The following is a 25024-nucleotide window of genomic DNA, read 5'->3' on the forward strand; positions in this document are numbered from 1 at the left end:
TTATCTAAGTGGCATTGCCTTGCGGGGTTCCCCGGTCTCTCTGCTGCAAGGTGCCGTTGGGTATCAGTACGGGAGCGGCAAGCCACCGCTTCACATACAGAATTACCCACGCGGCGTCAGTATGGGATTCCACCGCTTTCATGACCAGGTCCCAGCGGACGCTGTCGAAGAACTTGGCGATATCAAGGTCAATTGCCCACTTCTTCTTCCAGCACCTCTGCCTGCATGCAGACACCGCGTCCAGCGCCGACCGTCCGGGGCGGTAGCCGAACGAGTCCGCATGGAACAGTGGCTCCACCCGTTTCTCCAGATGCCTGGCCACCACCGTCTGGGCGATCCTGTCCGACACTGTCGGCACGCCGAGCAAACGGACCCCGCCGCCATGCGACTTGGGAATCCCCACACCTTTCACCGGGGGCGGGAAGTAGCTTCCCGAGGACATCCGGTTCCAGATCTTGTAGAGGTTCTCCCTCAGATCTTTCTCGAACTCCTCGATCGTGCAGCCATCCACCCCCGCAGCACCCTGATTCGCCTTCACCTTCAGATACGCCTCCCAGACCTCTCCTTTCGAGATATCAAACGGCTTCCCTGTCGACTTCAGCTCGCTCACACAGCTCCTCCCGGGGAAAACCCGGTTGACCAAACAAACGAACCACGGACAATCCGGCCCCTTCGCTCCACCCTCACCGCGCCGAGCAAGAGCTTCCTCACTACTACGAACCGGTCCGCCGACACAGCTTGCATCGGTACTCAGCCTCTCGCGGGTTCCCCGCTTGAGGTTCTCCCTTACGCGGCATCATCCAAGTCGGGTTGCCGCAGCATCAAGCCGTGCCTTCCCTCGTTCCGCACGAGCGCCGCAGACCAGGATCACGTCGCCTCTACGCCGCGCACCACCTGGCCAGTAGATCGGGTATCCGCCAGGCTCATCCCGGGGCAAAAAGTAACCCCCGGTTTTGATGCCGCTTCATCCTTAACGACGCGTCAACAGCGTCCCCCTTGACGGGGATTCGCGCCCCGTCTTCCTGATCCCCACCTGACGCCTCTTGGGCGCCTTTTCCACATCGCTCACCACGGTCGCGTCACCGCTTCCGCAGCATGTGGCGGTTTGCAGCCTCCCCCCGCAGGGCGGCTCCGAAGGCCTACCTTCATCACTCGTGCAGCATCACGATCTGCCGCTCAACTACCCATAGCGAACTACTCCCGTGTTCGTGGCACACCTTTTCCCAGGAACTCGTTCCTCATCCGCAGCTCGCGAACCTCCTTCTCGAGCTCGCGCAGGCGGGCACGTTCAGAAATGCTCAACGGTGCTTCTTCAGCGGGATTTTCACGCCGGTAGGCGTTCACCCAGTCTCCGAGCGTCCCCTCGACGATCCCGAGTTCCCGAGCGACCTGGGCGATCGGGCGGGATCCCTCGATCACCATCTTGACTGCCTCGTCCTTGTACTCAGGACTGAAATTCCTGCGCTGTCGTGCCACGTGCCTTCTCCGTTGATCCGGCCAACAATTCTAGTTGGTCCGGTGTCCGAGAACTTCGGGGCGCCTCAAATCGATCCGCCGCTGGTGGTCCGGCCAGGGCCGGGGCGCCTACCCGCAGGCGACACGACTGCTCATCACCGCCGACGCGGGCGGCTCGAACGGCTACCGCACCCGGGCCTGGAAGCTCGAACTCGCCCGGCTCGCGGCCGAAACAGGACTGACGAACACCGTTTGCCACCTGCCGCCGGGCACATCGAAGTGGAATAAAATCGAGCACCGGCTCTTCTCCCACATCACCCTGAACTGGCGCGGCCGCCCGCTGGCCAGCCACGAAGTCATCGTCCAGTCCATCGCCGCGACCACCACCCGCACCGGACTGCGCGTCATGGCCGAGCTGGACACCAACATCTACCCAACCGGGGTCCAGATCGGCGACGCGGAGATGGCGGCCCTGCCACTGACCCGACATGCCTTCCATGGCGACTGGAACTATGCCGTGCACGCCCAGCCGTGCCCTGCCATCCCAGCGCCCCGGGCTCCGCAGAAGCCGGTCCCGGAGTGGGACCATGCTCTCCTGTCCGACCCCTTCCTGACCGGCATGTCCCGGCAGCAACTGAGCGATCTCACCGACACTTTGGCCGTCGACGGTGACTTCAAGCGCGGTCGCCCGCCCCGACTCGCCTTCCCCGACCAGGTCCTGGCGGCCGTCCTTCACCTGCGGGTCGCCCTGGCCGCTGAACCCCTCGCCGTGCTGTTCGACAGCAGCCGGACCGCCATGCACCGCACCCTGCTGAAGATCAGGACACTGCTCAAGGCGCACAGCATCGTCATCCCACCGGCGGCCACCCACCCTCCGCCCTCACGGCCCTCCAGGCTCGGGTTCGAGCCCTAAGCGACAACCCCAACAGCATGATCAAGACGACGTGTTAATGATCTGCAAGCCCTTACCCCCATCCCGAAACGCTGGGCAGTCGAGCGGACCTACGGCTGGCTCATGCTTCAACGCCGCCTGGCCCGCGACTACGAAACCCACCCACACCGCTCCGAAGCCGTGATCCACCTAGCCTTGACCGACCTCATGACCCGCCGCCTCACCGGCGAGAACACCATCTCCTGGCGCGACCCGACACCAGCCCATCAAAGCCGTATTCAGGGATGAAACAACAGGATGAAACGACCTCTCAAAGCGAACGAAGCCACATCCCGTGGTGCTCATGACTCGACAGCGGGTCGGGTTTCCGGTTCGTAGCGGTCAGCCACGACACGACAGCATGAAGCCCCGGAACCAGCGCGGCCCGGGGCCTCTCTGTCAGCTTCCTCGGCAGCGGCAGGTCTGCGGCTGCTACGGAAAGTGCTCAACCTGCTGGTCGTCGAGCTGTGACGCCATAGCGTCCACCGTCTCCCGTGGGACGTCCTTAACGCTCTGTGCAGCTGGTGTCTTGGCGAGTCCGTTAGTGCTTTGGAACAGAACCAGGGCCGCACGTGTGCCCTTCCCGAAGACGCCGTCGAGCCCATTCGGGCTGAAGCCGAGCACCTCCAGGGCTGTCTGCAGCCCGATTGTCAAGTTCAGCGGGACGGGGAAGTTTCCCGACCGCATGTTGGCATCGAGTTTCTGTACGGGGTCGAAAACGAGTTGCGTGAAATCGCCTTCTGGCGGTGCAGCCATCCAGCCCGCGAGTGTGAAGAGCAGCCCGTTGCGCACATTCCGTGGCCTGACCCCTGGGTTGCCGGCCTCAGTCATCCTGCATTCGCGCGCCATGGTCAGCCAGTCCTGGACTGCTGCCGCGCCCTGGAAGACCGGGAACTTGAAGTGCGGGCCCATGGCCCAGGCCATACTGAAGAGGCCTAGCTGCCCGTCGGCCGGCCAGGTTCCTAGACTCGTGAACGGGGCCCGAGTCTTGAGCGTGGCCTCAAAGCTGTCCAGCTTGCGCGTTACCAGCCCGTTGATCTCCGGATTAGTGATCCGCAGACGCGTGATCGCCTCTTTCTCGGCCAGCGAAGCGAAGGCAGTTCCGCTGAACTTGACTGTTTGATACTCATCAGTGATTTCGGCGCGGCCGGCCGTCGACCCTGAGTTCTTGTCCAACCAGTTCAAGGTGAAGATGTCGGGGAGTGGCTGTGGGTTACTCCCGAAGAGGCTGGGATCGTCAGCGTCGAGCAGATTCCCAACGCCCGTGGACACCAGGCTCTTGACGTCTAGATACATGAACTGGACTCGGCCTTCCAACGGCTCATTGAAAGGGATGAAGGCGTCCCTGACGGTGTCGTGCATCTCTGGCTCCTCTCTCGTCCACCTACGAAATGGCGTTGCTGCAGGAGCAGCCGGCGGCGGCTGAGAGAGGGACGGACTGCTGCACTTGGCCGGATCAGGACTTCCTCGGCCCCATATGCCGGTCCCACTCCCTCGCCCTCGGCCGTCGGTTCCCAGGCGGTTTGAGTGTTCAGAAAACCACCGGAGGGAAGATGCCACCCCAATTTTTGGTCCAGATCGGTGGCAAACCTCGGGACGATGTTTGCGTCGACGCCGGAGGCGTCCCGGAGGACACCCGCAGGCATAGCTTCCGGTCCGGTCGACGGGCGGTGCCTACTGCGGTATCTGCAGTGCCGTCGGCCAGAGCCTGGCCTCATTCCACTCAGTCTGCGCAATCATGATCATTCTCCTTTCGCCTTGCCGTCATCCCAGCGGGATTCGACCGCGGGGCACGCATGGTGTGACTGGATCGCCGGTCAGCGCGGCCTCGCACCCGGCTGCGCTCTGGCCGGCGGGCTCCTGCACAAGGGAGCCAAACCTTCTGAGATTGGCTCCCTCGGAGGAGGGATGAGAAAGGCCCACGAGTTCGTTGAGCACCGCGATGCACACCTCGGCGTCGCCGAGGATCTCATCCCTTCAGGGAATGCCTTGCAGCACCGACCGGCCGTCCATCCGATGCTCCTCCCGTCCTGCCGTAGGCAGGGGTCGCAGTCAGATCAACACGAGACTCCCCCACCGCCGTCGGACCGATGTTCCCCGGATTGTTCAAGGCGCATCCCGCAAACGTCGCTCGTTCATCTCTCACTCATTGATCCTGGCCAGGGGAGAGTGAAGGGCTACTCGGCAAGGGCGATCAGCAGGTGCGCGAGGCACATACCGGCTGCACAGTGGGGGATGTGTCGTGGAATAGCGCGTGCCTCGAGGTACTGAGTTCTTTCGAATTCACCAATGCCGGCGGCAGGATCGCCCTCCCCATGGGAGCGCAGCGGCTGCTGGCGTTCCTGGCGCTGCAGAGCGATGGCGCGCAGCGAGCTGCAGCCGCCGAGCAACTGTGGCCCGACTGCACTTCCTTCCGAGCAGCAGCCAACCTGCGGTCGGCTCTGTGCCAGGGGAGGCGCGTCGGATCTGTGAGCGTCGTCGACTGTGTCGGCCAGCGCCTCGTGCTCTCTCCCTCGATTCGCGTCGATCTGCATGGAGTGCGGGAGTCGGCGCGTCAGGTCATCAAAGGGCAGGCACCGTTGCCACCCGAGTGGGACCGGCTTGTCGGCGACCTGAGCAGGGAGCTGCTGCCGGGCTGGACGGAAGACTGGCTGTTGGTGGAGCGTGAGCGCTGGGACCAGATGCGGGTGTACGCCTTGGAGGGTCTGGCCCAACAGTTCCAGGCGGCGGAGCAGTACCTGCCTGCGCTCCAGGCGGCGCTGGCGGTCATCGCCATCGACCCCATACGAGAAACCGCGCACCGCATGGTCATAGAGGTTCACCTCGCCGAAGGCAATGTCGCCAGTGCGCTCAGGCGCTATCGGGACTACCGAGCGTTCCTGCAGAGGGAGCTCAGAGTGGCACCGTCACCGCGGATGACTGAGCTGGTACAGAATCTGACGCCCACGTAGCCGCAGGATGACACCAGCCGGCAGTCCGACTGCTGTCGGCCATCGTGGCCTTTGCTTACGGCCCCAATTTCCTGTCATGCCATCAGAAGGGCGCAGGCTGGGGTAGTTTGACCGCATATCCGCAGGCAATCAGGGCAGATCAGGATACCGACGGTCATTCATGGCCGAGGGCGGCGGGCCGCCTTCGAAGCGTTCAGTCTTGCGACCGTTACTGGCCGGGGCGAGTGTGCGGGGGGTGCCCCTATGTGTTTGGTCAAGCTCGTGGGTCAGGATGGCGGCATGACGACCTGGTTCCGCACCTACTACGAGGACGAAGATCTGTGGCTGTAGTACGAGGCCGATGAAGAGGGCTGGGCGGCGCGTCAGGTTGAGGTCCGGGGGAAGGACTCGCGGCCGGTGACGGCTGCTTCTTTGGCGGAGGTTCTGCACTTGCGTGATCATGTCGATCTCGCGGCGATGGGCCGCTATGAACGGCAGTACGGCGTGCTCGCCGAGGGACCACGGGACGGCTGGCAGGACCAGCCCCAGGCAGCCGGGATCTCCGCGGAGGAGTTCGAGCAGTAGTGGGCTGAAGCAAGGCGGATTCTCGGCGATTCAGCCTGACCTGGCGGTCTGAGGTTCGTAGAAGGTGCCGTCGCGGAGCATCGCGAAGAGGACGTCGGCCCGGCGTCGTGCGAGGAAGAGCAGGGCCTGGGTGTGGTGCTTTCCCTGGGCGATCTTCTTGTCGTAGTAGGCCCGCGATGCCGGGTCGGCCAGGGCGGCGAACGCGGAGAGGAAGAAAGCCCGCTTGAGCTGCTTGTTTCCCCTCCTGGAAGGCTGTTCGCCGCGGATCGACGACCCGGAACTGCGGGTTGCCGGGGCGAGCCCGGCGTAGGCGGCGAGGTGGCCTGCGGTCGGGAAGGTGCTGCCGTCGCCGACCTCGATGAGGATCCGTGCTCCGGTCCTGACGCCGACTCCCGGCATGGACGTCAGGACCTTCGAAAGAGGGTGAGCCTCCAGCAGTTCCTCGATCCGCCCGGCCAGGAGTTTCCGCTGTCAAGGACGGCTGTCAGTGAGGCGGCCAGGCTCGGGACAATCAGCGCAGCCGCATCGGTGCCCGGGACGGTCACGGTCTGCTCATCCAGGGCCGTGAAGATGTCCTCGACCAGCCGCTCGGCCATTCTCGGCGCCTTCGGCCGTAACAGCGTGACCAGCCGACGCCTGCCGGCCTTGCGGATCTGGGCAGGGGAGCCGAACCGCTCCAGCAGGGTCAGCACCGCCGGGTGCTGCAACCGCGGCCCCAGCACCCGCCAGCGAGGGATGGATCTGGGTCAGCAGGCCGTGCAGCCGGTTGGCGACCCTGGTCGCTTCGCCGGCCAGGTCATCGTCGAACCCGACGATCATCTCGAGCTCGGCGATCGTCTCATCCTCGCCGTCGATCGCCCGCAGGGTGTGAGGCATCGCGCGGGCTGCGTCGGCGATGATGAACGCGTCCTTCGCATCCGTCTTTGCCTCGCCGGGATAGAGGTCGGCGATCCGCCGCATCGTCAGCCCCGGTAGATAGGCGACCGGGCAGCCCATGTCCCTCGCAACCGCCAGCGGCAGGGCACCGATTGAAGCTGGCTGGTCGACCACGACCAGCACCGTTCCGTGCTTGGCCTGGAGTTTCGCGAACAGCTCGCGGAGCTTGGGCTCAGTGTTGGGCAGCCGCTTGTCGAAGGCTTTCTTCCCGGCCGGTGTGACGGCGGTGGCGTGGTGTTCGCCCTTGCCGACGTCCAGGCCGAGGAAGACGTCGATGTCGCCGGTGTCGATCACGTGCAGGCCCCTCCACTCACGCTTTCGTCCGGCCTTGGCACGGCACCGAGCTGCCACATCCACGTTACGGAGAGCTCTTCCGGCCCGGGTGAAGCCGGTGCTCAAGCCCCTCATCAGCGGTCCGTCGATGCCTTCGGGCCCGGTGACACCACCCCCCGGATCATCAACAACAAGGGGGGAAGTCATGCAGGACCCGAAGGCCGGAGGCCCCGTTGCGGAGCCACGAAAAAGGTAACGGGGGCCTCGGCTGGCGCGCCAGTGGCGTAGAGCCGTCGGGCCTGGGCGTGGCCGGTGAGGTCCTTGTCTCCGACAGTCGGGCAACAGCCCGCTCGGCAGCGGCGGCCCGGTGCGCACCATCGTCCTGCAGCACGGGAATAGCCAGGAAACCCTGCGCTCTCATGGGGAGCGCGACCCTCCTCCCGGCAGTGGTGAATTCGAAGGATTCAATAGCTCGAGGCAAGCACCATTCAATACCTACCACTGTGCATTCTGTAGGTGCCCTCCGCACCGGATGTTCCTCTCGGTCGAGTTGCTCGGCACGCCCATCCTGACCAGGGAAAAACGCGTGTGAGAGACCAACGATCGACACTTGCGCAACGCATCCCGGACAGTCCCGAGAACACCGTCGCGACATGCAAGGGGGAAGCTCGTACCGATGGCTGTCCGCCTCACTCAGGAGAGGGAGAGGATGCGGAATGAAAGTCCGGTCGATCCTTCGTAATCTTCCCGCGCAGGAGGAGATTCTCGGCGACCCCGACGTGTGCATTGCCGTGCTCGACGGACCGGTGGACCTTTCCCATCCCTGCTTCGCGGGCGCCGACGTCAGAAGGATCCACACTCTGGTCCAGGATCCCTCTGGCCGAGGACCGATGTCGATGCACGGCACCCACGTGGCGAGTCTTCTCTTCGGGCAGCCGGGAACCTCTGTCGTTGGTATCGCGCCCCGGTGTCGCGGGCTGGTCCTCCCCGTGTTCCGAGACGGCCCGGAAGGGCGAGTGCCCCAGCTCGATTTGGCGCGTGCCGTTGAGCGGGCCGTGGAGGAGGGGGCGCATGTCATCAATATCAGCGGCGGCGAGCGCTCTGCGGATGGTCGCGCCGAGAGCATGCTGGAGCGGGCTCTGCGACGGTGCCACGAAAACGGCGTTCTCGTTGTCGCGGCTGTCGGAAACGACGGGTGCGACTGCTTGCAGGCCCCCGCTGCCGCGCCGTCCGTGCTCGCCGTCGGCGCGACAGACACCAGCGGCGAGCCGCTGGACACCAACAACTGGGGTGTCGCCTACCGCACGAACGGTGTGCTGGCCCCAGGACAGGAGATCGAGGGTGCTACACCCGGCGGCGGACGGCTGGCCCTGACCGGCAGCAGCTTCGCCACCCCTGCGGTATCTGGAGTTGCCGCACTCCTCGTGACGGCGCAGCTCCGGGAGGGACGCAGGGCCGACCCGATCGCAGCGGGCAGGGCCATCCTCGAAACCGCAACCGTCTCTTCATGCTCCCCCAGCGACGCCCCTGAGTGCCGACGGCATCTGGTCGGCCACCTCGACGCAGCCCGGGCCTACGACCTGATCAGGCGAGGGAGCACCACCGTAATTGATCTTGACGTGGCAACGGTCCCCTCCCGGCCTGTACCGCCAGTGGAACGGCAAACCGTGACCACCTCCTCCGGGTCGGGGGTCAACGCCGCCAGCGAATCCTCATTGCTCCGGATATCCCACGCCGAATCGAACGAGGGAGCCAACGCCATGGACACCAGTGACGCGCACGCCACCGCGGGTGAGGCAGCCGACACCACAGGCGAGAGGGCAGAGAACGCTGACGCAGCTCCGCCCTCGTCCCCGCACGCCCAGCCCATAGCGCAGCAGGCGGAGTCCGTCTCACCTGAACCGGGGGTGCACGCCGCCGGCGAACCCTCGCCGCTCGAAGCGAACCACTCTGAACCGAACGAGGGAACCAACTCCATGGAAACCCATCACGCCCACGCCAGCGCGCACCAGGGAGCCATCACCACCGGAACGGAGTCAGGGGCTGCACCACCCGTGTCTGCACAAGGGCCGGCGGCGCCCAGCGGCAGTGCCCAGTTGCCTGGCGTACGCCCGTCCTGCGGGTGCGGGGGGAGTCCCTCGTCAGGCTGTCAGTGCGGGGGGAACGGCTCAAGCCGCTCACTGATCTACGCGATCGGCACAATCGGGTTCGACTTCCAGACCGAGGCCCGCAGAGACAGTTTCCGCCAGCAGATGCCCTACGCCTTTACTCCAGCGGACCAGTCGCCGGATGGCGTGGAGCGGGAAGTCCAGCCAAACATATACGACCCGGCTCAGTTGCACGCCTACCTGTCGAAGAACCCGTGGGCGTCCGACAAGCTGACCTGGACGTTGACCATGGACGCCACGCCGATCTACGCCCTGGAGGCCGAGATGCCGGCGGGCATGGACTGGCACCGGCCGATCATCAGCGACCCGAGAGCGACTTCGGAACAGGTGAGGAAGGCCGCCGGGAGCGCTGCCGACGAGAGAGATAATCTCGCCGAGATCGTGGAGACGCTTTCGTACCCGCCGGTGTCCACGGTCTACAGGACCTTCCGGGACGCCCTCCTGGGCCAGATTCAGAACACGGACGATCCGAACTATGTCTCGCGCGTGTCCATCCCGGGAGTACTGACGGACCGAACCGTTCGGCTGTACTCCGGGCAAGTCGTCCCCGTAGTCGAGGTCAAGAGCCGCGGCCTCTACACATGGAACGAGGCCCTGCTGGTCGACGCTGTGGTACAGGCGGTCACAGCCGACTACGAGGAGCGCGAGGTCCCACTCGACGAGGAGAAGCGTGACAACCTCCGCACGACGGTCCGTGCGCTCCTCGACAAGGTCTACTGGCAGTTCCGCAACCTCGGGCAAAGCTCCGCCGATCGGGCACTGAACGCTGCCGGAACCAACGCATTCCTGGTCGGAAGCGAGATGAGGGACGGTCTCCTCTCCGCAAAGCACCTCCCGGGGAAGGACGACAACTTTTACACCTTGGACACCGTCAGGGTCTCCAAGAGCCCCTTCTGCCGCCCCGGCTCGGACTGCCAAGAGGTCATCCTCGAATTCTTCGACCCCGAGAACGATCGACGAGCGAGGGTGTCCTACCTGTTCACCTTCGACGTAAGTGACGAGCTTCCCGTCAGCCTCGCACCGGTCCACAAGTTCATCGGTGGCATGTGAGCGTTCTGCAAACGAGGAGGTCAGCAATGAACAACCCAGGAAGCCAGCCGAAGATCAACGCTCCGGTCCAGGCGCCGCCCGTGGATCGAGACAACGGGTCAGCGCCGGCAGACCGGCACACAGACGGCGGCGTGGAAGCAGCCAGGTCAGGCTGCGGCCACCTGCCGGGACCGGCTCGGCAGATGTGCTACGCGATGCGCAGCACCCCAGTGTGAGACAAGAGTCCGCCTGGGCGCTGCCACAGGCGGCTTCGTTCCCACCGCTTCCGGTAGGAACCGTCCTGCTGAAGGCGAAACGGTGAAAGGAGAACACCATGATCGACCTGACGATGCGAGACGAGTCCCGTCCGGTGTTTGCTTCCCTGCAGATGCCGCAGCAGGCCCCGCCGATCGACCGAACCTCCACCAGGCCCGGGGCCGCCGGTGATACCTCCGGCGTCGAGGCAAACGGCCTGTTCGACCTGATCGCCAAGGGCATCGGCGGCCTCATCGGTTGAGGCCCTACGCGTCGGCGACAGCGGTGCGCCCCAGTCGCCGACGCCCACCCGGCAGACAAGAGCCGAAGGGAGAACACGATGAACAACCAGACCATGCGAGACGAGGCCCATCCGGTGTTTGCTTCCCTGCAGATGCCGCACCAGGCCCCGCCGATCGACCGAACCTCCACCAGGCCCGGGGCCGCCGGTGATACCTCCGGCGTCGAGGCAAACGGCCTGTTCGACATGCTCGTCAAAGGCGTCGGCAGCCTGATCGGTTGAGGCCCTACGCGTCGGCGACAGCGGTGCGCCCCAGTCGCCGACGCCCAGACTGAAGGGAGAGCACGATGAACGACCAGACCATGCGAGACGAGGCCCATCCGGTGTTTGCTTCCCTGCAGATGCCCCAGCAGGCCCCGCCGATCGACCGAACCTCCGCCAGGCCCGCGGGCACCAACGGCGACACCTCCGGCGTCGAGGCAAACTTCCTCCCGCTGATCCCTCTGGTTGCGAGCCTGTTCGCCTGAGGCCGCGCCCGTGCCGGGCGACAGCCTGACCGTTCGTCCGGCACGCCCGCCCCGCGCTCCTGGAGTGACGGCGCCGGGGAGTGAGACTGCGTCTGGGACGCGCACCCCATTCTGACGATGGGAGTAACCATGCGACTCAACATGCCGGTTCAGGGAGCGATCGAGCGCCGGTGGGATCTCTACCAGCCCTACTTGGAGGTGGTGGGCACATACAGGACTCAAGAAAACCCCGAGATACTGGGCTCTCGGGTGGAAGCGCCCGGGCCGGCATCCTACTTTGGTTCGGATGTTGGGGACCCTGGCCCTTCGGCGGGCAACGACTCTCGCGGCTGGCACTGCCAGCCGGTGGCGGGCTGTGCGTGGAGTGGCCTGGTCTAAGCCCGGACAGCGGCATTCAGCGCCACACGTCCCCCCCTGCCGGGGGAAGCATTTCCCGCCGGCAGCCACGGAGCAGCCCCTGGCGTCGTCGAGGCCAGCCAAGTCACTAAGGGCATCGACAGGTTCGGCCCGGGCCAGCATGGCTGTCCGGTCCCCGATATCGACTGAACGGGCATGAGCGCGTCCCCATGCGTCAGCATCGAAGCGCCAGGATCGCGTCGGGCGGGAGACCGCCCGACCTCCAGAACCCGGATGCCAAGCGCTGAGCGACCCTCGAGAAGGAAGGGAGCGATTCATCATGGTGGCTCTCAAGACGGCAGTCGCCTGGCCAAACGACAAGGTGTATCTCTTCTTCGACGACGACACTTACCACCGCTACAACACGGTCACCGGCGCCTTCGAGCAAGGCAACCTGGATGTGGCGGCTAACTGGCCTGGGCTCACAGGCTCACCGGATGCGTTCGTGTGGTGGGGCGCCGGCAAGGCCTACGCCTTCACCGGCGCGACGTACGTGCGCTACGACCAGGTCGCGGACAGTGTCGATCCGGAGTATCTGCCGCCGAACACCCCGTTCGCTCTGGCGGGCAACTGGCCGGGGCTCCCCGACGGCTCCAGCGGTGGCATGAATTGGCAGGCGGGCATCGACGCCGCAGTGAACTGGGGTACAGGCAAACTGTTCCTCTTCAAAGGCGACTCGTATGTGCGCTACGACATCACCTCGGACCGGGTCGACCCCGGCTATCCGGTAAAGATCGCTGGTCGCTGGCCCGGATTGTTCAGCCAAGACCTGGACGCCGCCGTCTACTCCGGTGGACGGTACGCCTACTTCTTCCGCGGCAACGACTACCAGCGCTACGACGTGGACAATGACCACGTCGACCAGAACGGCACGTTGTCCTCCTTCCATCTCGAACCGACACCACCCGGTGCGCTTGTTCCAGCCCGCCTGCTGGAACTGGCGCAGGCCAACAAGCTGATGGCCGATCTGATCCGGCGAGGCAAGCTCAGCCTGAAGAGCCCTCCCTTCGTCGACGGGCCGAGCGGGATTGTGTCGCCCACCCCCAGTCAGCGCGTGACCGTCAAGCCCGCCACCATCGACGGAATCAGGTACACCAACGCCCTGAACACCACCGCCGACTTCTTCGACAACGTCGACCAGCGCATGCTCATCGCCCTGTACCGACTGACGCGGTGGATCAACTCCTCTGCTCCCGACGTGAAGGAACTCCGCCACCTCGGCATCGGGCACGGCTCCGGCCCGCCGAACGACTGCCACAACCAGGGCCGCGCACTCGATCTGTCGGGTATTGGCGGGATGGTCGACGGCACCAGTTTCCTCAAGTCGATCCTCAGCAACTGGGGGAACCTTCCCCCGCTTGCGGGGAGCACCGTACGCATCGACCCGTCCGTCGACCCGCTGGCGTTCGCACTCTTCAGCACGGCCTTCCGCTACGCGACGTACGAATGCGAAGCAGGCGGGATCGGCACCGGCAACAAGTGGCCCATGCCCATGCTCGGCGGAAGCGGCTTCGTCATCTATCCCGACTACGGCGGCGACCCCGCGCTGCGAGCAGCTCACCAGGACCACATCCACATGCAGGTCGGACGGACACGGATCTGAAACGCTGACACGCCGGCGGCTGCTCGACGCGGGCAGCGGTAGGGGGGCGACGGGCTAGCGACTCGGGGCGTCCTTCCGCCGCCTCCTACAGCGCTTCTTCGCCGAGGTGGTGTTTGCGTGCGCTGCTTCCGCTTTCACCGCTGCCTCGCCGAGGTGGTGGCCGAGTGCCCGGTAGGCATCGAACTGAGTGTGGTCGAACCACTGGTCGGACGTGGTCTGCCGAGGGAAGGCCTTCTCCCTTAGGGCGAAACTCAGCAGCTCATACGGCATGTCCGGGGTCAGGCTCGCCTTGGCGAAGATGATCGTCCCGTGGGCGGAAGGCTTCCCGTCCGGGAAACTAACGTCTTCCGGGTAGATGATGTCCCCCACCACCACAGAGCTCGCGGAGAACCGCGCGTTGAGGACCGCCATCGGCTCCTTCGGCTCGATGGGTTCGGCGCTGCCCGGCACCAGCTTGAGAATCTCCTCCTGCTTGAACTTGATCTCCACACCGAGGTCCTCGTACGCCAGGGTCACCGCCTGGGCCAGGGTGGTGGCCAGCGGCGGCGAGTCCCCGCTGGAGTCGATGACGTAGATGGTCCGGCAGCGCAGCCGGAGCACTTCGACCAGTCCGAGATTGTCGAAGTGCCCGCCGTCCGTGCACAGCAGCAAGGGGCTCGTATCCGAATACCGGCCCAGCAACTCCTGCAGCTGGTAACGCAGCCGTCGCACCCTCGGCAGCCGTGGCATGGTCCAGTCGGGACCGTACGTCGCGATCTCGGCCAGATACGAGGGGTTGGGCACCCAGGTGCCCAGGCGAAGGTTGGACAAAGCAAGCAGCCGCTCGAGGTACATCGTCTGCGTGCCCATCGCGGAAGCGAAGGCCGCTCCGGACACCGCGACCGCGGACTGCACGGTGAGGTCACGGCGGATCAGCTCGTGCGCGGTCTGCTCCATCGTCGTGGTCCGCACCCAGCCGGTGTCCGGGCCGCCGATGTAGTCGGAAGCGAAGGTGAAGGGGACGGCGGGCCGGCCGGGCGCGGTGCGGTTGCGCAACGAGACGGCTGCGGAGGCCGCGAAGATGACCTGCGGGAAACCGTCCACCTTCCGAGCATGCGTGCTCAAGCTGGTCGGCTCAGCGTAGTAGTCGTAGGGAAGCGCGCCAACCGAGCCGTCCTTCATGACCGCCCGTCGTACGGCGAACGCGCCCGCCAGCCGCCTCCGGTAGAAGGGGTGCAGGCTGAAGGTGGTCTGGTCGATCGCGAACGGCAGGATGAGCAGGGCGATCGGGAGCGCCAACTGCCACCCCAAGTCCCAGTCGTTGACGTAGACGGCCACCCAGGAAAGGAGGGAAAGGCCGAAGAAGGCGACCAGGAGCAGCACGAGCCAGCAGACGACCACCTTCACCCAACTGCCGTTGCTCTGGATAGAGATCGACTTGTCGCCTCCGGCGAACAGGCCCGCCTTCTCGCCGTCCGGCTTCAGCTTTTTCACCGACTTGTGAGCCGCGGTGAACAGCGCCGCCACCGAAGTCGCCGCCGCCGTGATCGCACCGAGCAGGGACACACCAGTCAACCCAGACACCCCAGGGTCATGCTCGTTGCCCTTGGGAATGACCTCCTGCACCTGGGCCAGCCAGGCAAAGAACCAGATCACGGCAGGGAAGACGACCGTGTACGCCGCGACCACCAGCGCCACGCCCACGATCGCCTTCACCACGCTCCGCAGCCAGGCCGGCCGGGACAGCCAGGCCGGCCAGGACTTCTTTGTGAAGGTCCTGGCGAACGCGGCGCCCACGGACACCGCGCCGGCGAGACCGAGGAGGCCGAGGATGGCTTTCGGCGCATGGTCGAAGAGGTCCAGGGTGGGGATGACCCTCGTCGGGCACGTTGGGGCCTCCAAGTGGCCACATGACGGCGCGAAAACCTCTGTGACCGGCCGGAACCTCTCGAGGTCGATCAACGGGATGTGCGCGTAGAAGACGTGCAGGTAAATGCCGGCCACGGCGAACACCAGCGCCACCATGCCGAGAGAGACGAGCACTCCGCGCAGGACCGTGCCCAGGGCGAGCAGCATTTCCCTCGGGTTGTCCGCGAGGTATTTCGCATGCCGGCGGATGTGGTCCTCCTCCGGGCTGCCCTGTGCGAACGCGTCCTCGGGCTTCGCAAGATCGTCCCGTGCGACGGGCCGCCGCTGCCCCTGCTTGTCCTTGGGACGTTCATGGGTGAGCGCCAGCTGGAAGGCCCCCGCCATGTAGCCGCCGCCTGACACGGACACCAGATACTGCGCCTTGGCCAGTAGCTTCGCTTCGCGCAGGGCCTGGAGGGCGCCGAGGGTGACGGAGGCGGAGCGGATTCCGCCGCCCGATACGCAGATGCCGAGCTCCGCCGGGTCCCGGCCCGGCAGTTGTAGCGCTCTGGTGCGCCAGCGGGCCCGGGCGCTGTCCTTTGGTGTCTTCGCGTTGGGCGGGGCGGACCAGTCGGGCAGGGGTTTGGAAGCGTGCGGTGCCGCGGACGGAGCGATGATGTCCGGGTCGTCCTCACGGGCTTCGGTTCCGTTGGCGAGTTTGTAGGCGCTGCCTACGAGGGCACGCGGATGCCGCGAGCCCTTCACCTCTGCCGCGCGCCAGAACAGGAGACCGCGGGAGAGGAGAGTGATGGCGGTCCACGCGAAGCTGGCGGCCACCGGGCCGGCCAGAGCCCACTTTACGAGGGCGAGGTAGGCCGCCCATTCGAGGTACCGATCGGGCGAGTCTTCGAGCCGGTTGAGTGCGCAGCGGAGGAAGAGGTTCTCGCAGATGTCCGCTACGGCCATCACCCCGGTGACATACAGGGCCCGGACGGCGAACCGCCGCGACACCGAGCGGTAGAAGTAGAGGGCGCCAAACCCGAACACCGCCAGCAGCACCAGCGTGTAGCCCGGGATGAACAGGGCCCAGTCGAGCCGCAGTCCGTTTCTGAACAGCTCGACTTTGTCCACGATCTCGGCGGGCGCTTTGTTCACGATCTCGTCGGCCGTCTTCTTGTTCCCCGCGAACTGCAGCTGCAGCTCTTCCCCCGCGTTGGGCCGGTGCGGGTCTGGGAATGGCATGAAGGACGGCCATTTGGATTTGAATAGGTACGGCAGCGCCAATGCGAGGCCGACGATCAGCCCGCCCCAGCACAGCCACGGGGCCCAGCCTGGATCCTGACGTCTCCGGATTTGCTCCTGAATACGCGGCATGCACTCACGGTAACCATTCGGATGTCTTATGTAGCGGTGTGCGATGCGAGAACGCACAAGAACCGAAGCCACCAGCCACATAGCTCAGGCGGCCAGACCGCTGAGTGCGACCGCGGAGGCGACCGACGCCGCGGGGCGCTGCGCCGGTCTGCGCATTGCCTAGCTGATGACCTCGCCGATGACCCGCCCGTCGCTCTGCTTGTAGGCCGAGGCCTGCCGGGTCAGGACGGGCAGGCCCGAGCCAGTGATGGGAGCACCCAGCCCGGGACGGCGAATCTGCAGAACTGATTGGCCGCCAGCGGCAACACCGATGCCCGCGGACCGCTCTCGCAGGCGCTGGCCCCTGCTGCAGCTGTTGCCGTCGAGGAGACGCCCGGCGCTCGGCGGACAGCCCGCCACCCTGCGCGTACCTCATACAGACGGCATACCGCCGGGATCATCAGCCCCCGCGACACCACGCTTTGAAGGCCAGTAAAGCAGGATGCGGGGAGATTGCAGAACCCCATCATCCCGAATGGCCGGCTCGCTCTCGTTCGCCATGCACGAACCCCACGGACGGGCCCTCATCCAGTCACAGCGCATGGCTGACGCGGCGCGCGCAGCAACCCGCTGTGCCGTCATTTCTCGGTTCTGGCACAGATCTTGGGGAGCGGTCGCGGAGTGTAACAGCAGCGGTCGATTGCGAGGGTTCGGGATTGGCCGGCAGGCGAAGCTCTGAGCCTCTGCCGCCGATATCCTGCGTGACATGATCAACTCGTATGCGGGCCTTGACGATGCTGGGGTCGCGATAGCTGCGGCACGTGCCGGCGCGGACGTAGTGCGCAACATGTACGGCCAGCGGCTCGCCCGCACCGACAAGGGCGCCGGGGACTTCGCCACCGCCGCCGACGTTGAGGCCGAGGAGACGATCCTCAGCATCATCCATGCTGCCCGGCCCGATGACGCTGTGCTTGGCGAAGAGGGCGGGCAGCAGGGTGCCGCAGAGGCCGCGCGCCAGTGGCTGGTGGATCCCCTGTGCGGCACGCTGAACTACGCCGTCGGCAACATGCTCGTGGCCGTCAACGTGGCGCTGCGCGGCAGCGCGGCCGCAGTGGCCGACCCGTTCAGCGACGAGATCTTCTTCACCGATGGTGAGACCGCCTGGGTGCGACACGATGGTGCCGATGCCCAGCTGGCGCCCACGTCTGCCACCCAACTCGTGGATGTCAATCTGGATCCGCCGTTCCCCAGCGCGCCCGGCTTCCGGGCTGTGGACTTGCTAACCCAGCACCGGTTCGTGGAACGGTTCCGGCCCCGGGTCGTGTCCACGACTCTGGCGTTGGCCTGGGTCGCCGCTGGCAAGCGCGCCGCATACGTCACGGATGGCGGCGACCTGTCCGGGAGCGTGCATTTCGCTGCCGGCATCGCTCTGTGCCAGGCCGCTGGCTGCGTAGTCACCGGGATCGACGGCGGCCCGATCGGACAGGCAGGCCGCGGACTTGTAGTGGCCGCGGAGGGCGAAACCCACCAGCTGCTGATGTCGATGATCCGCAGCTGAAGCTGCGCAACAGATAGAGCAGCTGCGGCCGCACTCCTGAGCGGCGGACAGGGAGCGTAAGAAGCGCCATCATCCGCAGCCCGCGCAGGATCAGCGCTGTCCAAACCCGTGAACATTTCGACGCGCCCGCGGGCCCGCGTGCAAGCGTTTCCCGGTTCCGGCGCAGATCCTGGGGAGCGGTCGCGGAGGGTTACTGAAGGAGGATCATCTTGCGGAGTAGTTCGAATCCGGCTCGTCCGTAGAGCTGCCTTTTGATCTTTTTGATGCGGTTCACGGCGCCTTCGGTACCTCCGGAACTCCATCGCAGACTGAGTCCTGCTGTAATGGCGTCGAGGTCTCGGAGCATGTGGAGTGCGAAGCAGGTGAGGCCGGGCAGTTGGCTGGCATCGACGGCGTCGATCCAGGCGGGAAGCGTGGCCCCGAGGCGGCCGGTGAGTATCTCGCCGAAGTCGCGGATATGCCCGGCGGCCGTGTCCAGCTCGGGGCAGCGGGCCAGGACGTCCTTCAGGTCGGCGCGGTTCTCCTCGCTCAGGGCCGTGGGATGGCGGGTGAGCCAGCCGGTCACCTGCCGCACCTTCGGCGGCGGGGGCGGCGCGTCCGGCGGGGCAGTGCGCAGGGTGGCGACGTAGGCGCGGACCATGGCGTAGGTGACGGGGGCGTGCTCGGCGAGCAGTTCACAGTGCAGTTGGGTGACGTTCGTGCATCCCGCGGCGAATCGCCGCTTCAGGTAGGGCTTGTAGGGGTCCAGCCTGCTGGGCCGGGGCCGGTTTTCGCGGATGGTGTCCTGCCAGTGCACGGCGGCCGCATAGCGGAGCACGGTGTTGAGGCCCCAGCCCAGGTGCCGGGCGATCGCCCGGCGCGAGTGGCCCTGCGCGAGCAGTTCGTGGACCAGGGCGTGCGCGGCCTTCTTGCGCTGGGCCCGTCGGCCGGCAGGATCCGGGCCGGGAAGGTCGGAATCGTCTTGCGGCGGGTCGGTGTCCGAGCGCGCCGCCTCCGACGGCGCGCCGATGGTCGACGGTTTGGGCGGCGGCGTCGGGGTGCGCAGGCACTCGCGGTGGGCTGCGACGCAGGTCTCCACGGCCCGGCCGAGGCCCTGCCACAGGTGGAACCGGTCGGCGACCTGTAGGGCATCGGGGGCGCCGAGTCGGGCACCCTCGGCGTAGGCGCCCGCCCGGTCTCGGCAAATGATCTCCACGCCTGGGTGAGTAGTCAGCCACGCGGCCAGTGGCCCCGCTTCGCATGTCGGGAGCACATCGACCACACGATGGGTTTCTCCGCAGGTCAAAACGGTGGAGTAGGTTTGGCCCCGGCGGATCGCGAAGTCGTCCACACCCAGCACACGTGGCGTGCTGAACTGCGGATCCGGCAGCGCCATGACTCTGCGCACCAAGGTCATCCGCCCTGCGCGAAGGCGCAGTTGGTCAGCCAGCCGCGCGCCCGCTCGTCCGGCGAGTGCGAGACCGACGCGTTCCAGGATGTGGTTGAGCCGAGTGGTGAAGCGCGCGTACGGGTCGGTCAGCTGAGCGAACGGCTCGGCGAACGTGCGGCGCGGGCAGTCCGCCGCACCGCAGATGAAACGCCGGACCGTCAGCCGGATCACGACGCTCTGCCCACCGAGCGGAAGATCCTTCAACCTGCGCTGATAGGAGTCGCGCACCCGGCCCGAAAAGCGACCGCAGTCCGGACATGCCGCCCCGGCCGCCCGGCCTCTCGCCACCACATCGTCCGTGCCAAAGGCAGCGGTCACCGCCTCGACGTCCACGTCGTCGATCCCGTCGAACGCGAGCGAGTCCCAGAATGATGCATCGGCCTGCATAACCAGCACCGTCACCGGCCATGGCCGAGGATGGCGGAGACCGACAGAGACCTGACGGAGCGTCACTCTCGCCTGCCGGGCGGCTGAGCGTACGCGGTCTCACGCGAACCCGAACCCTCGCAATCGAACGCTGCTATCACGCTCCGCGACCGCTCCCCAAGATCTGTGCCAGAACCGAGTTCCGACAGCAGATGTTCAGCAGTTTCGACAGCACCATGTCCTGGAGTTGTTCGAATTGGTGTCGGCCACGGTGCAAGGAAGGCCGGCAGCGGCAGCCGATGACCCGAGGTCGCTGGGCAGAGTGCACTCTGCCGCCGCCCCGTGCGTCCGGCCGGAACTGGACTCGGTCGCGCCCTAGCGTGAGTCCAAAACGATCCGGGCGTACCGCCGCCGGTATCCCGTCTTACGGAGGCACCTCAACCATGACCGTCAAAATCCCTGAGCTCACAGGGGACTACGTCCTCGACCCTCCCACACCCGGATCGGCTTCGTCGCCCGCCACGCCATGGTGACCAAGGTCCGCGGCGCGTTCCACCAGTTCGAGGGCACGACCCACCTGGACGGCACCGATCCGGCCCGCTCCACTGTCCAGGTAGTGATCAAGGCTGAGAGCATCGACACCGGCGTCGAACAGCGCGACCAGCACCTGCGGACCAACGACTTCCTGGATGCTCCCAACTTCCCCGACATCACCTTCCGCAGCACCTCGATCGAGCCGCGTTCCGACACCGAGTACCGCGTCACCGGCGACCTGACCATCAAGGAGACCACCCGCTCGGTCACCATCGACCTCGAGTACACCGGCAATGCTGTCGACCCCTACGGCAACCTGCGGGTCGGCCTGGAGGGATCGGTGACCATCTCCCGCAAGGAGTTCGGCGTGACCTGGAATGCGGCGTTGGAAGGCGGCGGCTTGCTGGTCGGCGACAAAGTCGTCCTGGAATTCGACATCTCCGCGATCAAGCAGAGCTAGCAGCGCCCGACCGGTCGGCGCACCCGGTCGGAGGCGCCACCACACAGGGAAGTGACCGTGGAGCGCGGACCGCAGCGGCCAGGTCGAATCCCGTCCCGCACCCGCACAGCAAACGTCGTCCAGGTGCGGGACGGAGAAGGCACCAGGCCGGCCTGTTCGAATCCGTTGAGCGCCAGGTGCTGTCGAAACTGCTGAACATCTGCTGTCGGAACTCATGAACAGAGCCACCGCAGCCGTCATCAGACGTTGGCCAGCGTCTACAGCAGTAGGTCGACTGTGCAGTTGATGCGCTTTGCGAGGTCGCTGATCGTGTACGGAGCGCCCGGCTTGAGCGCGGACACATTGTCGACCAGGTTGTACTGGATGCGGCGCTGGTGGGCACCGATCCCCTGGAAGGCCAACGGGACCATCTTGAGCAGGTGAATGTCGGTCCAGCCTGGAGTAGTGAACCAGCCGTTCGAGATCGGGAAGAACCGGTCGAAGGCTTCAAGCGCCGTGGGGATCTCATCAGCTGGGATGCCGGAGTAGTCCGCCATCCACTCGAACTCCTCGCCCTCCCTGTCCTCCAGGTAGAACCCACCCCAGCCCCACAAGAACTGCTGCCAGAAGGTCGCGTAACGCCGGAAGTTCGGCTGTTCCCGCAGCCACTTCATGCCGTCGTGGAACGTCATCGGGAGAGCGTGGTAGGTCAGCCCCTGGAAGAAGAACGATTTCCCGTCCTCCGACATGAGCTCCGGAGGGCCGTCGGGGTGCGCGAGCGCGTAGTCCACGGCGGCCTTCAGGATGGCGAGACGGGCACGGTGCTCGAAATACATGCACGCCTGGAGCTCAGGATGCTTGCCGTCTCGAAGCATCGCCTGATAGCTCGGGCTCTCGGTCGACGCGGAGTGAGGGTCGAAGTCTCCGCCGTCGATCTCGCGCGCGTAGCCGAGGGTCAGCTTCGGGTGCTCGCCGAACGCCTCGTAGAGCATCGCCAGCGACTCCTCCGGAGCCCTGGCGAAGAAGGTGCCGTTGTTGATCTGACGGTGGTAGGTCTTTGCTGCGGTGGCCCCGCCGGCCCCCTCTCTTGCCCGACCGTTGAGGACCTTGACGAACTTTCGCTCAACGCCGTACGAGTGCCGCCACAAGTCGATGAGCCTCGGCTCCGCGAAAGACCCGAACCCCTTCTCCTCGAACAGCTGCGGCGCCGTCGTGAAGTCATCGAAGCAGACGACGTCCAGGCCGAGAGGCTCCATCTTGCGGGGAGCGGACGCACGGTCCTCCCACCGGGTGATGAAGAACGCTCCGTGCTGAAGGTCCAGGTACCGCATCCATCCGACGACCTTGAACAGGTCTGTGAAGCCCCACTTTCCGCCCTTGACCTCGATCAGCCGCTGCACGGCCTTCTCCGGCGCGTAGTCAGTGACGAAGATGTCGAGCTCAAGGAGGTCAGCTGGAGCGGACTCGATGATCTGCTTCTCCACGAAGTGACCCGACGCCTGGAACAAGGCGGCGATGTAGTCCTCGAGCTCCTCGCCGGCCCCGGGGATGTCCGGCAGCGTCACGACCTTCTTGGTCATCAGTAACCCTCTCTGTACCGAGCGACCATATCGACGGCGATCACGGGGTGGCGACGCGTTTCCGGAACTTATCTCCTGTACCGCTTCATCAGTCAGCCGCCCACTCCAGTCCGAGTGCGGTCAGCGCCTGGGCTGGTCGGCGGTCAGCTTCCCGCACCGGTTCTACGGTTTCGACCACGACGGGCCAGACCCCGGTCCGCACCCGGGGCACGTTGCGACTGGACGCAGCACGGCCTGGGCCGCTCCCGTCCTTCAACCGGGCATCGGTGAAGGCAGAAAATGCCGGCCTGTTTCATACACCAGCCCCGTAATCTGCCTATATGGCCACCCCTGATCGAGAACTGCTCTCACGGACCGCCCGCAACGCCGTCCGGGTGTTGATGAGCGATCTCGTGGCAGGGGCGATCGGCGAGTACTGGGGAACGAACACTTCGCAAGGGGGTCTGACGTCACTCCCGGCGAAGGCGGCGTCCGCAAACAGCTTTTCGACTCCTACGCCGCCTCCGTTGACTGGACCGACGACGACCACGTGACCCGGGCCCTGCGGGTGTTCGAGAGCATGCTGCGCCGCCTCGACCGTGACAGCCGAAAGTTCAGCGGAAACGGCTTGCCTGCCGAAACGGTGGCGGACCTGCGGGAGGCATTCGCACGGGACGGCTGCCGCCTGGACGATGAGCTGCGCCTGCACACGGCACGCGTCGCCCGCCTGACCGTGCACGCCGACGCTCTGACCCAGGCATCGGGCATCCAAGCCGAACTGGAGCGGGTCCGCAGGTTCGGGGCCGACTATCCCGACGACGCCATCGGCGCGGCCAAGCAGCTGATCGAGGCCACCGCCAAGCTCGTACTGCTCAAGCGGAATCTTCCGGTCGATGAACGCCAGGATCTGCCTGCCCTGATCAAGCAGGCGCAGCAGGCACTCCACCTGCACCCCGCGGCAGTGTCGCAGACACGCAGCGGGGGTAACCCGGACAACTCCGACAGCATCAGGCGGATCCTGGGTGCCCTGACCTCGGCTGCCATCGGCGTCGCGGAACTGCGCAACCGGTTCGGAACCGACCACGGACGGCTGGCCGAACCCACCGGACTCGGGCCCCGGCATGCCCGCTTCGCCGTCGGCACGGCCGCCACCTGGTGCGAGCTGATGCTCGACACCCTCGCCGACCCCGACGCTCCCTGGCGTAAGGCCTCCGCGACGACTCCGTCGGCGGGCGGCACACTCACGACCTCGACATGAGCTCGCGCGAGCCAGCGACCTTGACAGGAAAGAGCAGCCCCGTGGCACCGCAGCAGCTCACCGTCGTCACCCGCCAGCGCCTTCTCGACCTTCTGGTTGTCGAGAAGGTCTGGTGGTGGGGTGCTCTGGACGAGGTGAGATTCCTGGAGCGTCTGTACGACCTGGATGCCCTCGCAGGCGATGGTTTCCGGCGCCTGACGGCCCGGGAGGACATCGCCCAGCACTGCCTGAACAATGACGACTGGCCGCCGGAGTGGGTGTTCACCGACGAACGCTTCGGCCTCAACGGCGACTCCCCGCAACCGCTGCTCAGATTCCTTGCTGAAATGCTTCACCCCGTGGTGCGGCGCGACCCAACTGAGGTCCAGCGTTTGGCGGGAAGTTTAACGACCTCCTCACGGCCGACGGCTTCGAGCTCTACCAGTACATCAGCGGGCTGCCGGTCTACGCAGGCGGGTCCCGCGCGACTTTCCATGGCGCCCGGCCGGACTGGAAGTTCGAATCACGACCGCTCCTGACTGACCCCCGCGTACTCCACGAACATCAAGAGCGCATCAGGGCCGGCCTGGAACGCGACCCGGCCGCAGCGATCGCCTCGTGCAAAGAACTCGTCGAAAGCCTGTGCAAAATCATCCTGGAACAACAAGGCATCGAGTTCCCGCCCGGAGAAGACCTGCCACCCTTGTTCAAGCGCGTCACAGTGCTGTTGGGCCTGAACGCCGACGCCGTGGCCGACCACGCAAAGGCCAGCGCCACGGTGGTCAAGATCCTGCGCACACTCACCACGACAGTGCAGGGCCTAGCCGAGCTGCGCAACCAGCTCGGACTCGGCCACGGGCGCGCCGCACCAAGCCCAGCACTCACCCGCCATGCCCGGCTGGCCCTGAACAGCACTGTGACTGTCACGGAGTTTGTGATCGACACCTGGCAGGACCGCATCGATCGAGGGAAACTCCCACCCTGTTCTCAATAGCCTCACGCCCGTTCCGCGGCAGGATCATGAGGCGACGGGGTGGGCCAGATGTCGGCCGGGGTGTGCGGTGGCCGTCGGATCTCCACTTGGACGATCGCGGCGATGGCGTCGCGGGAGCCGGGGCCGGGCGGGGTGCGCGCTGTGGGCTCCAGCATGCAGACGGTTGCCGCGTTCCTGCATCCGCGGCCGGTCGGCGAGCTCCACGGCATCGGCCGCGCCCAGGAGCAGACCTTGACGAAGTTCGGAGTGCACACGGTCGGGCTGCTGGCCAACCTGCCGGAAGCGACGGTGCAGCGGGTGCTGGGCGGGAAGTCCGGCCGGCTGCTGCGCGAGCGCGCCCGCGGCATCGACCGCCGCAGGGTGGTGCCGACCGACCTGCCGCACAGCGCCGCTTCCCGA

Annotated in this window: 16 protein-coding genes and 6 pseudogenes; 15 read left to right on the top strand and 7 right to left on the bottom strand. The window is 66.0% G+C overall.

Annotated elements, in window-relative coordinates:
- Positions 1-4: 4 nt before the first annotated feature.
- Both J7E87_RS29280 and J7E87_RS29285 read right to left on the bottom strand, forming a co-directional pair.
- The gene (locus J7E87_RS29280) at positions 5-610 is read right to left on the bottom strand and encodes a reverse transcriptase domain-containing protein (protein WP_308313118.1); all 606 of its coding nucleotides are present in this window, start codon (positions 608-610) and stop codon (positions 5-7) included.
- Positions 611-1218: 608 nt separating this feature from the next.
- Positions 1219-1476: pseudogene (locus J7E87_RS29285) on the bottom strand (transposase); the annotation flags it as partial.
- 64 nt (positions 1477-1540) lie between these two features.
- Here J7E87_RS29285 and J7E87_RS29290 point away from each other — a divergent pair.
- Together J7E87_RS29290 and J7E87_RS29295 are read left to right on the top strand one after the other, a co-directional pair.
- A pseudogene (locus J7E87_RS29290) lies at positions 1541-2406 on the top strand (ISAzo13 family transposase); the annotation flags it as partial.
- A gap of 22 nt (positions 2407-2428) precedes the next feature.
- Positions 2429-2635: pseudogene (locus J7E87_RS29295) on the top strand (transposase); the annotation flags it as partial.
- Positions 2636-2818: 183 nt separating this feature from the next.
- Here the strand turns inward: J7E87_RS29295 and J7E87_RS29300 are convergent.
- On the bottom strand, positions 2819-3748 hold the full coding sequence (locus J7E87_RS29300; RefSeq protein WP_215097621.1) for a peptidoglycan-binding protein: 930 nt from the start codon (positions 3746-3748) through the stop codon (positions 2819-2821).
- Positions 3749-4623: 875 nt separating this feature from the next.
- Between J7E87_RS29300 and J7E87_RS36005 the strand changes: the two genes are divergently transcribed.
- Together J7E87_RS36005 and J7E87_RS36010 are read left to right on the top strand one after the other, a co-directional pair.
- Complete coding sequence (locus tag J7E87_RS36005) at positions 4624-5337, top strand: bacterial transcriptional activator domain-containing protein (RefSeq protein ID WP_215097622.1); 714 nt, start codon at positions 4624-4626, stop codon at positions 5335-5337.
- Between the two features lie 429 nt (positions 5338-5766).
- Entirely contained in the window at positions 5767-5901 is a 135-nt protein-coding gene (locus J7E87_RS36010) for a hypothetical protein (RefSeq protein WP_285427425.1), read from the top strand.
- A gap of 30 nt (positions 5902-5931) precedes the next feature.
- On the opposite strand, the pseudogene J7E87_RS29315 reads toward J7E87_RS36010, so the two are convergent.
- Positions 5932-7128, bottom strand: a pseudogene (locus tag J7E87_RS29315) (IS110 family transposase).
- Positions 7129-7826: 698 nt separating this feature from the next.
- On the opposite strand from J7E87_RS29315, the gene J7E87_RS29320 reads away from it, so the two are divergent.
- The 5 genes from J7E87_RS29320 (at position 7827) to J7E87_RS29340 (ending at position 13329) form a co-directional block, all read left to right on the top strand.
- Positions 7827-10328 (top strand): S8 family serine peptidase, encoded by a 2502-nt coding sequence (locus J7E87_RS29320; RefSeq protein WP_215097623.1) that lies wholly within the window; start codon positions 7827-7829, stop codon positions 10326-10328.
- Between the two features lie 313 nt (positions 10329-10641).
- Entirely contained in the window at positions 10642-10824 is a 183-nt protein-coding gene (locus J7E87_RS29325) for a hypothetical protein (RefSeq protein ID WP_215097624.1), read from the top strand.
- A gap of 78 nt (positions 10825-10902) precedes the next feature.
- Positions 10903-11085 carry a hypothetical protein gene (locus J7E87_RS29330; protein ID WP_215097625.1) on the top strand — a complete coding sequence of 61 codons (183 nt, stop codon included), beginning with the start codon at positions 10903-10905 and terminating at the stop codon, positions 11083-11085.
- A 65-nt stretch (positions 11086-11150) separates the two neighbouring features.
- Positions 11151-11330, top strand: coding sequence for a hypothetical protein (locus J7E87_RS29335; protein WP_215097626.1), 180 nt, complete (start codon positions 11151-11153; stop codon positions 11328-11330).
- Positions 11331-12006: 676 nt separating this feature from the next.
- Positions 12007-13329, top strand: a complete 1323-nt coding sequence (locus J7E87_RS29340) for a hemopexin repeat-containing protein (protein ID WP_215097627.1) — start codon at positions 12007-12009, stop codon at positions 13327-13329.
- A gap of 54 nt (positions 13330-13383) precedes the next feature.
- Here J7E87_RS29340 and J7E87_RS29345 read toward each other — a convergent pair whose 3' ends face one another.
- Positions 13384-16398 carry a hypothetical protein gene (locus J7E87_RS29345; protein WP_215097628.1) on the bottom strand — a complete coding sequence of 1005 codons (3015 nt, stop codon included), beginning with the start codon at positions 16396-16398 and terminating at the stop codon, positions 13384-13386.
- A gap of 877 nt (positions 16399-17275) precedes the next feature.
- On the opposite strand from J7E87_RS29345, the gene J7E87_RS29350 reads away from it, so the two are divergent.
- Positions 17276-18067, top strand: a complete 792-nt coding sequence (locus J7E87_RS29350; protein ID WP_215097629.1) for an inositol monophosphatase family protein — start codon at positions 17276-17278, stop codon at positions 18065-18067.
- Positions 18068-18257: 190 nt separating this feature from the next.
- On the opposite strand, the gene J7E87_RS29355 is transcribed toward J7E87_RS29350, so the two are convergent.
- The gene (locus J7E87_RS29355; RefSeq protein ID WP_251018180.1) at positions 18258-19883 is read right to left on the bottom strand and encodes an ISL3 family transposase; all 1626 of its coding nucleotides are present in this window, start codon (positions 19881-19883) and stop codon (positions 18258-18260) included.
- Between the two features lie 422 nt (positions 19884-20305).
- Between J7E87_RS29355 and J7E87_RS29360 the strand changes: the two are divergent.
- Positions 20306-20856, top strand: a pseudogene (locus J7E87_RS29360) (YceI family protein).
- A gap of 257 nt (positions 20857-21113) precedes the next feature.
- Here the strand turns inward: J7E87_RS29360 and J7E87_RS29365 are convergent.
- On the bottom strand, positions 21114-22415 hold the full coding sequence (locus J7E87_RS29365) for a hypothetical protein (protein WP_215097631.1): 1302 nt from the start codon (positions 22413-22415) through the stop codon (positions 21114-21116).
- A 529-nt stretch (positions 22416-22944) separates the two neighbouring features.
- Here J7E87_RS29365 and J7E87_RS29370 point away from each other — a divergent pair.
- The 4 genes and pseudogenes from J7E87_RS29370 to J7E87_RS29385 form a co-directional block, all read left to right on the top strand.
- Complete coding sequence (locus J7E87_RS29370) at positions 22945-23652, top strand: abortive infection family protein (protein WP_215097632.1); 708 nt, start codon at positions 22945-22947, stop codon at positions 23650-23652.
- A 41-nt stretch (positions 23653-23693) separates the two neighbouring features.
- Positions 23694-24170: a hypothetical protein gene (locus tag J7E87_RS29375; RefSeq protein ID WP_215097633.1), complete on the top strand. Its 477-nt coding sequence runs from the start codon at positions 23694-23696 to the stop codon at positions 24168-24170.
- Positions 24171-24334: 164 nt separating this feature from the next.
- The gene (locus tag J7E87_RS29380; protein WP_215097634.1) at positions 24335-24625 is read left to right on the top strand and encodes an abortive infection family protein; all 291 of its coding nucleotides are present in this window, start codon (positions 24335-24337) and stop codon (positions 24623-24625) included.
- Between the two features lie 102 nt (positions 24626-24727).
- Positions 24728-25024: pseudogene (locus J7E87_RS29385) on the top strand (hypothetical protein); the annotation flags it as partial.

Source organism: Streptomyces sp. ISL-1, from assembly GCF_018614585.1.
In the GTDB taxonomy this organism is placed as follows: domain Bacteria; phylum Actinomycetota; class Actinomycetes; order Streptomycetales; family Streptomycetaceae; genus Streptomyces; species Streptomyces maoxianensis.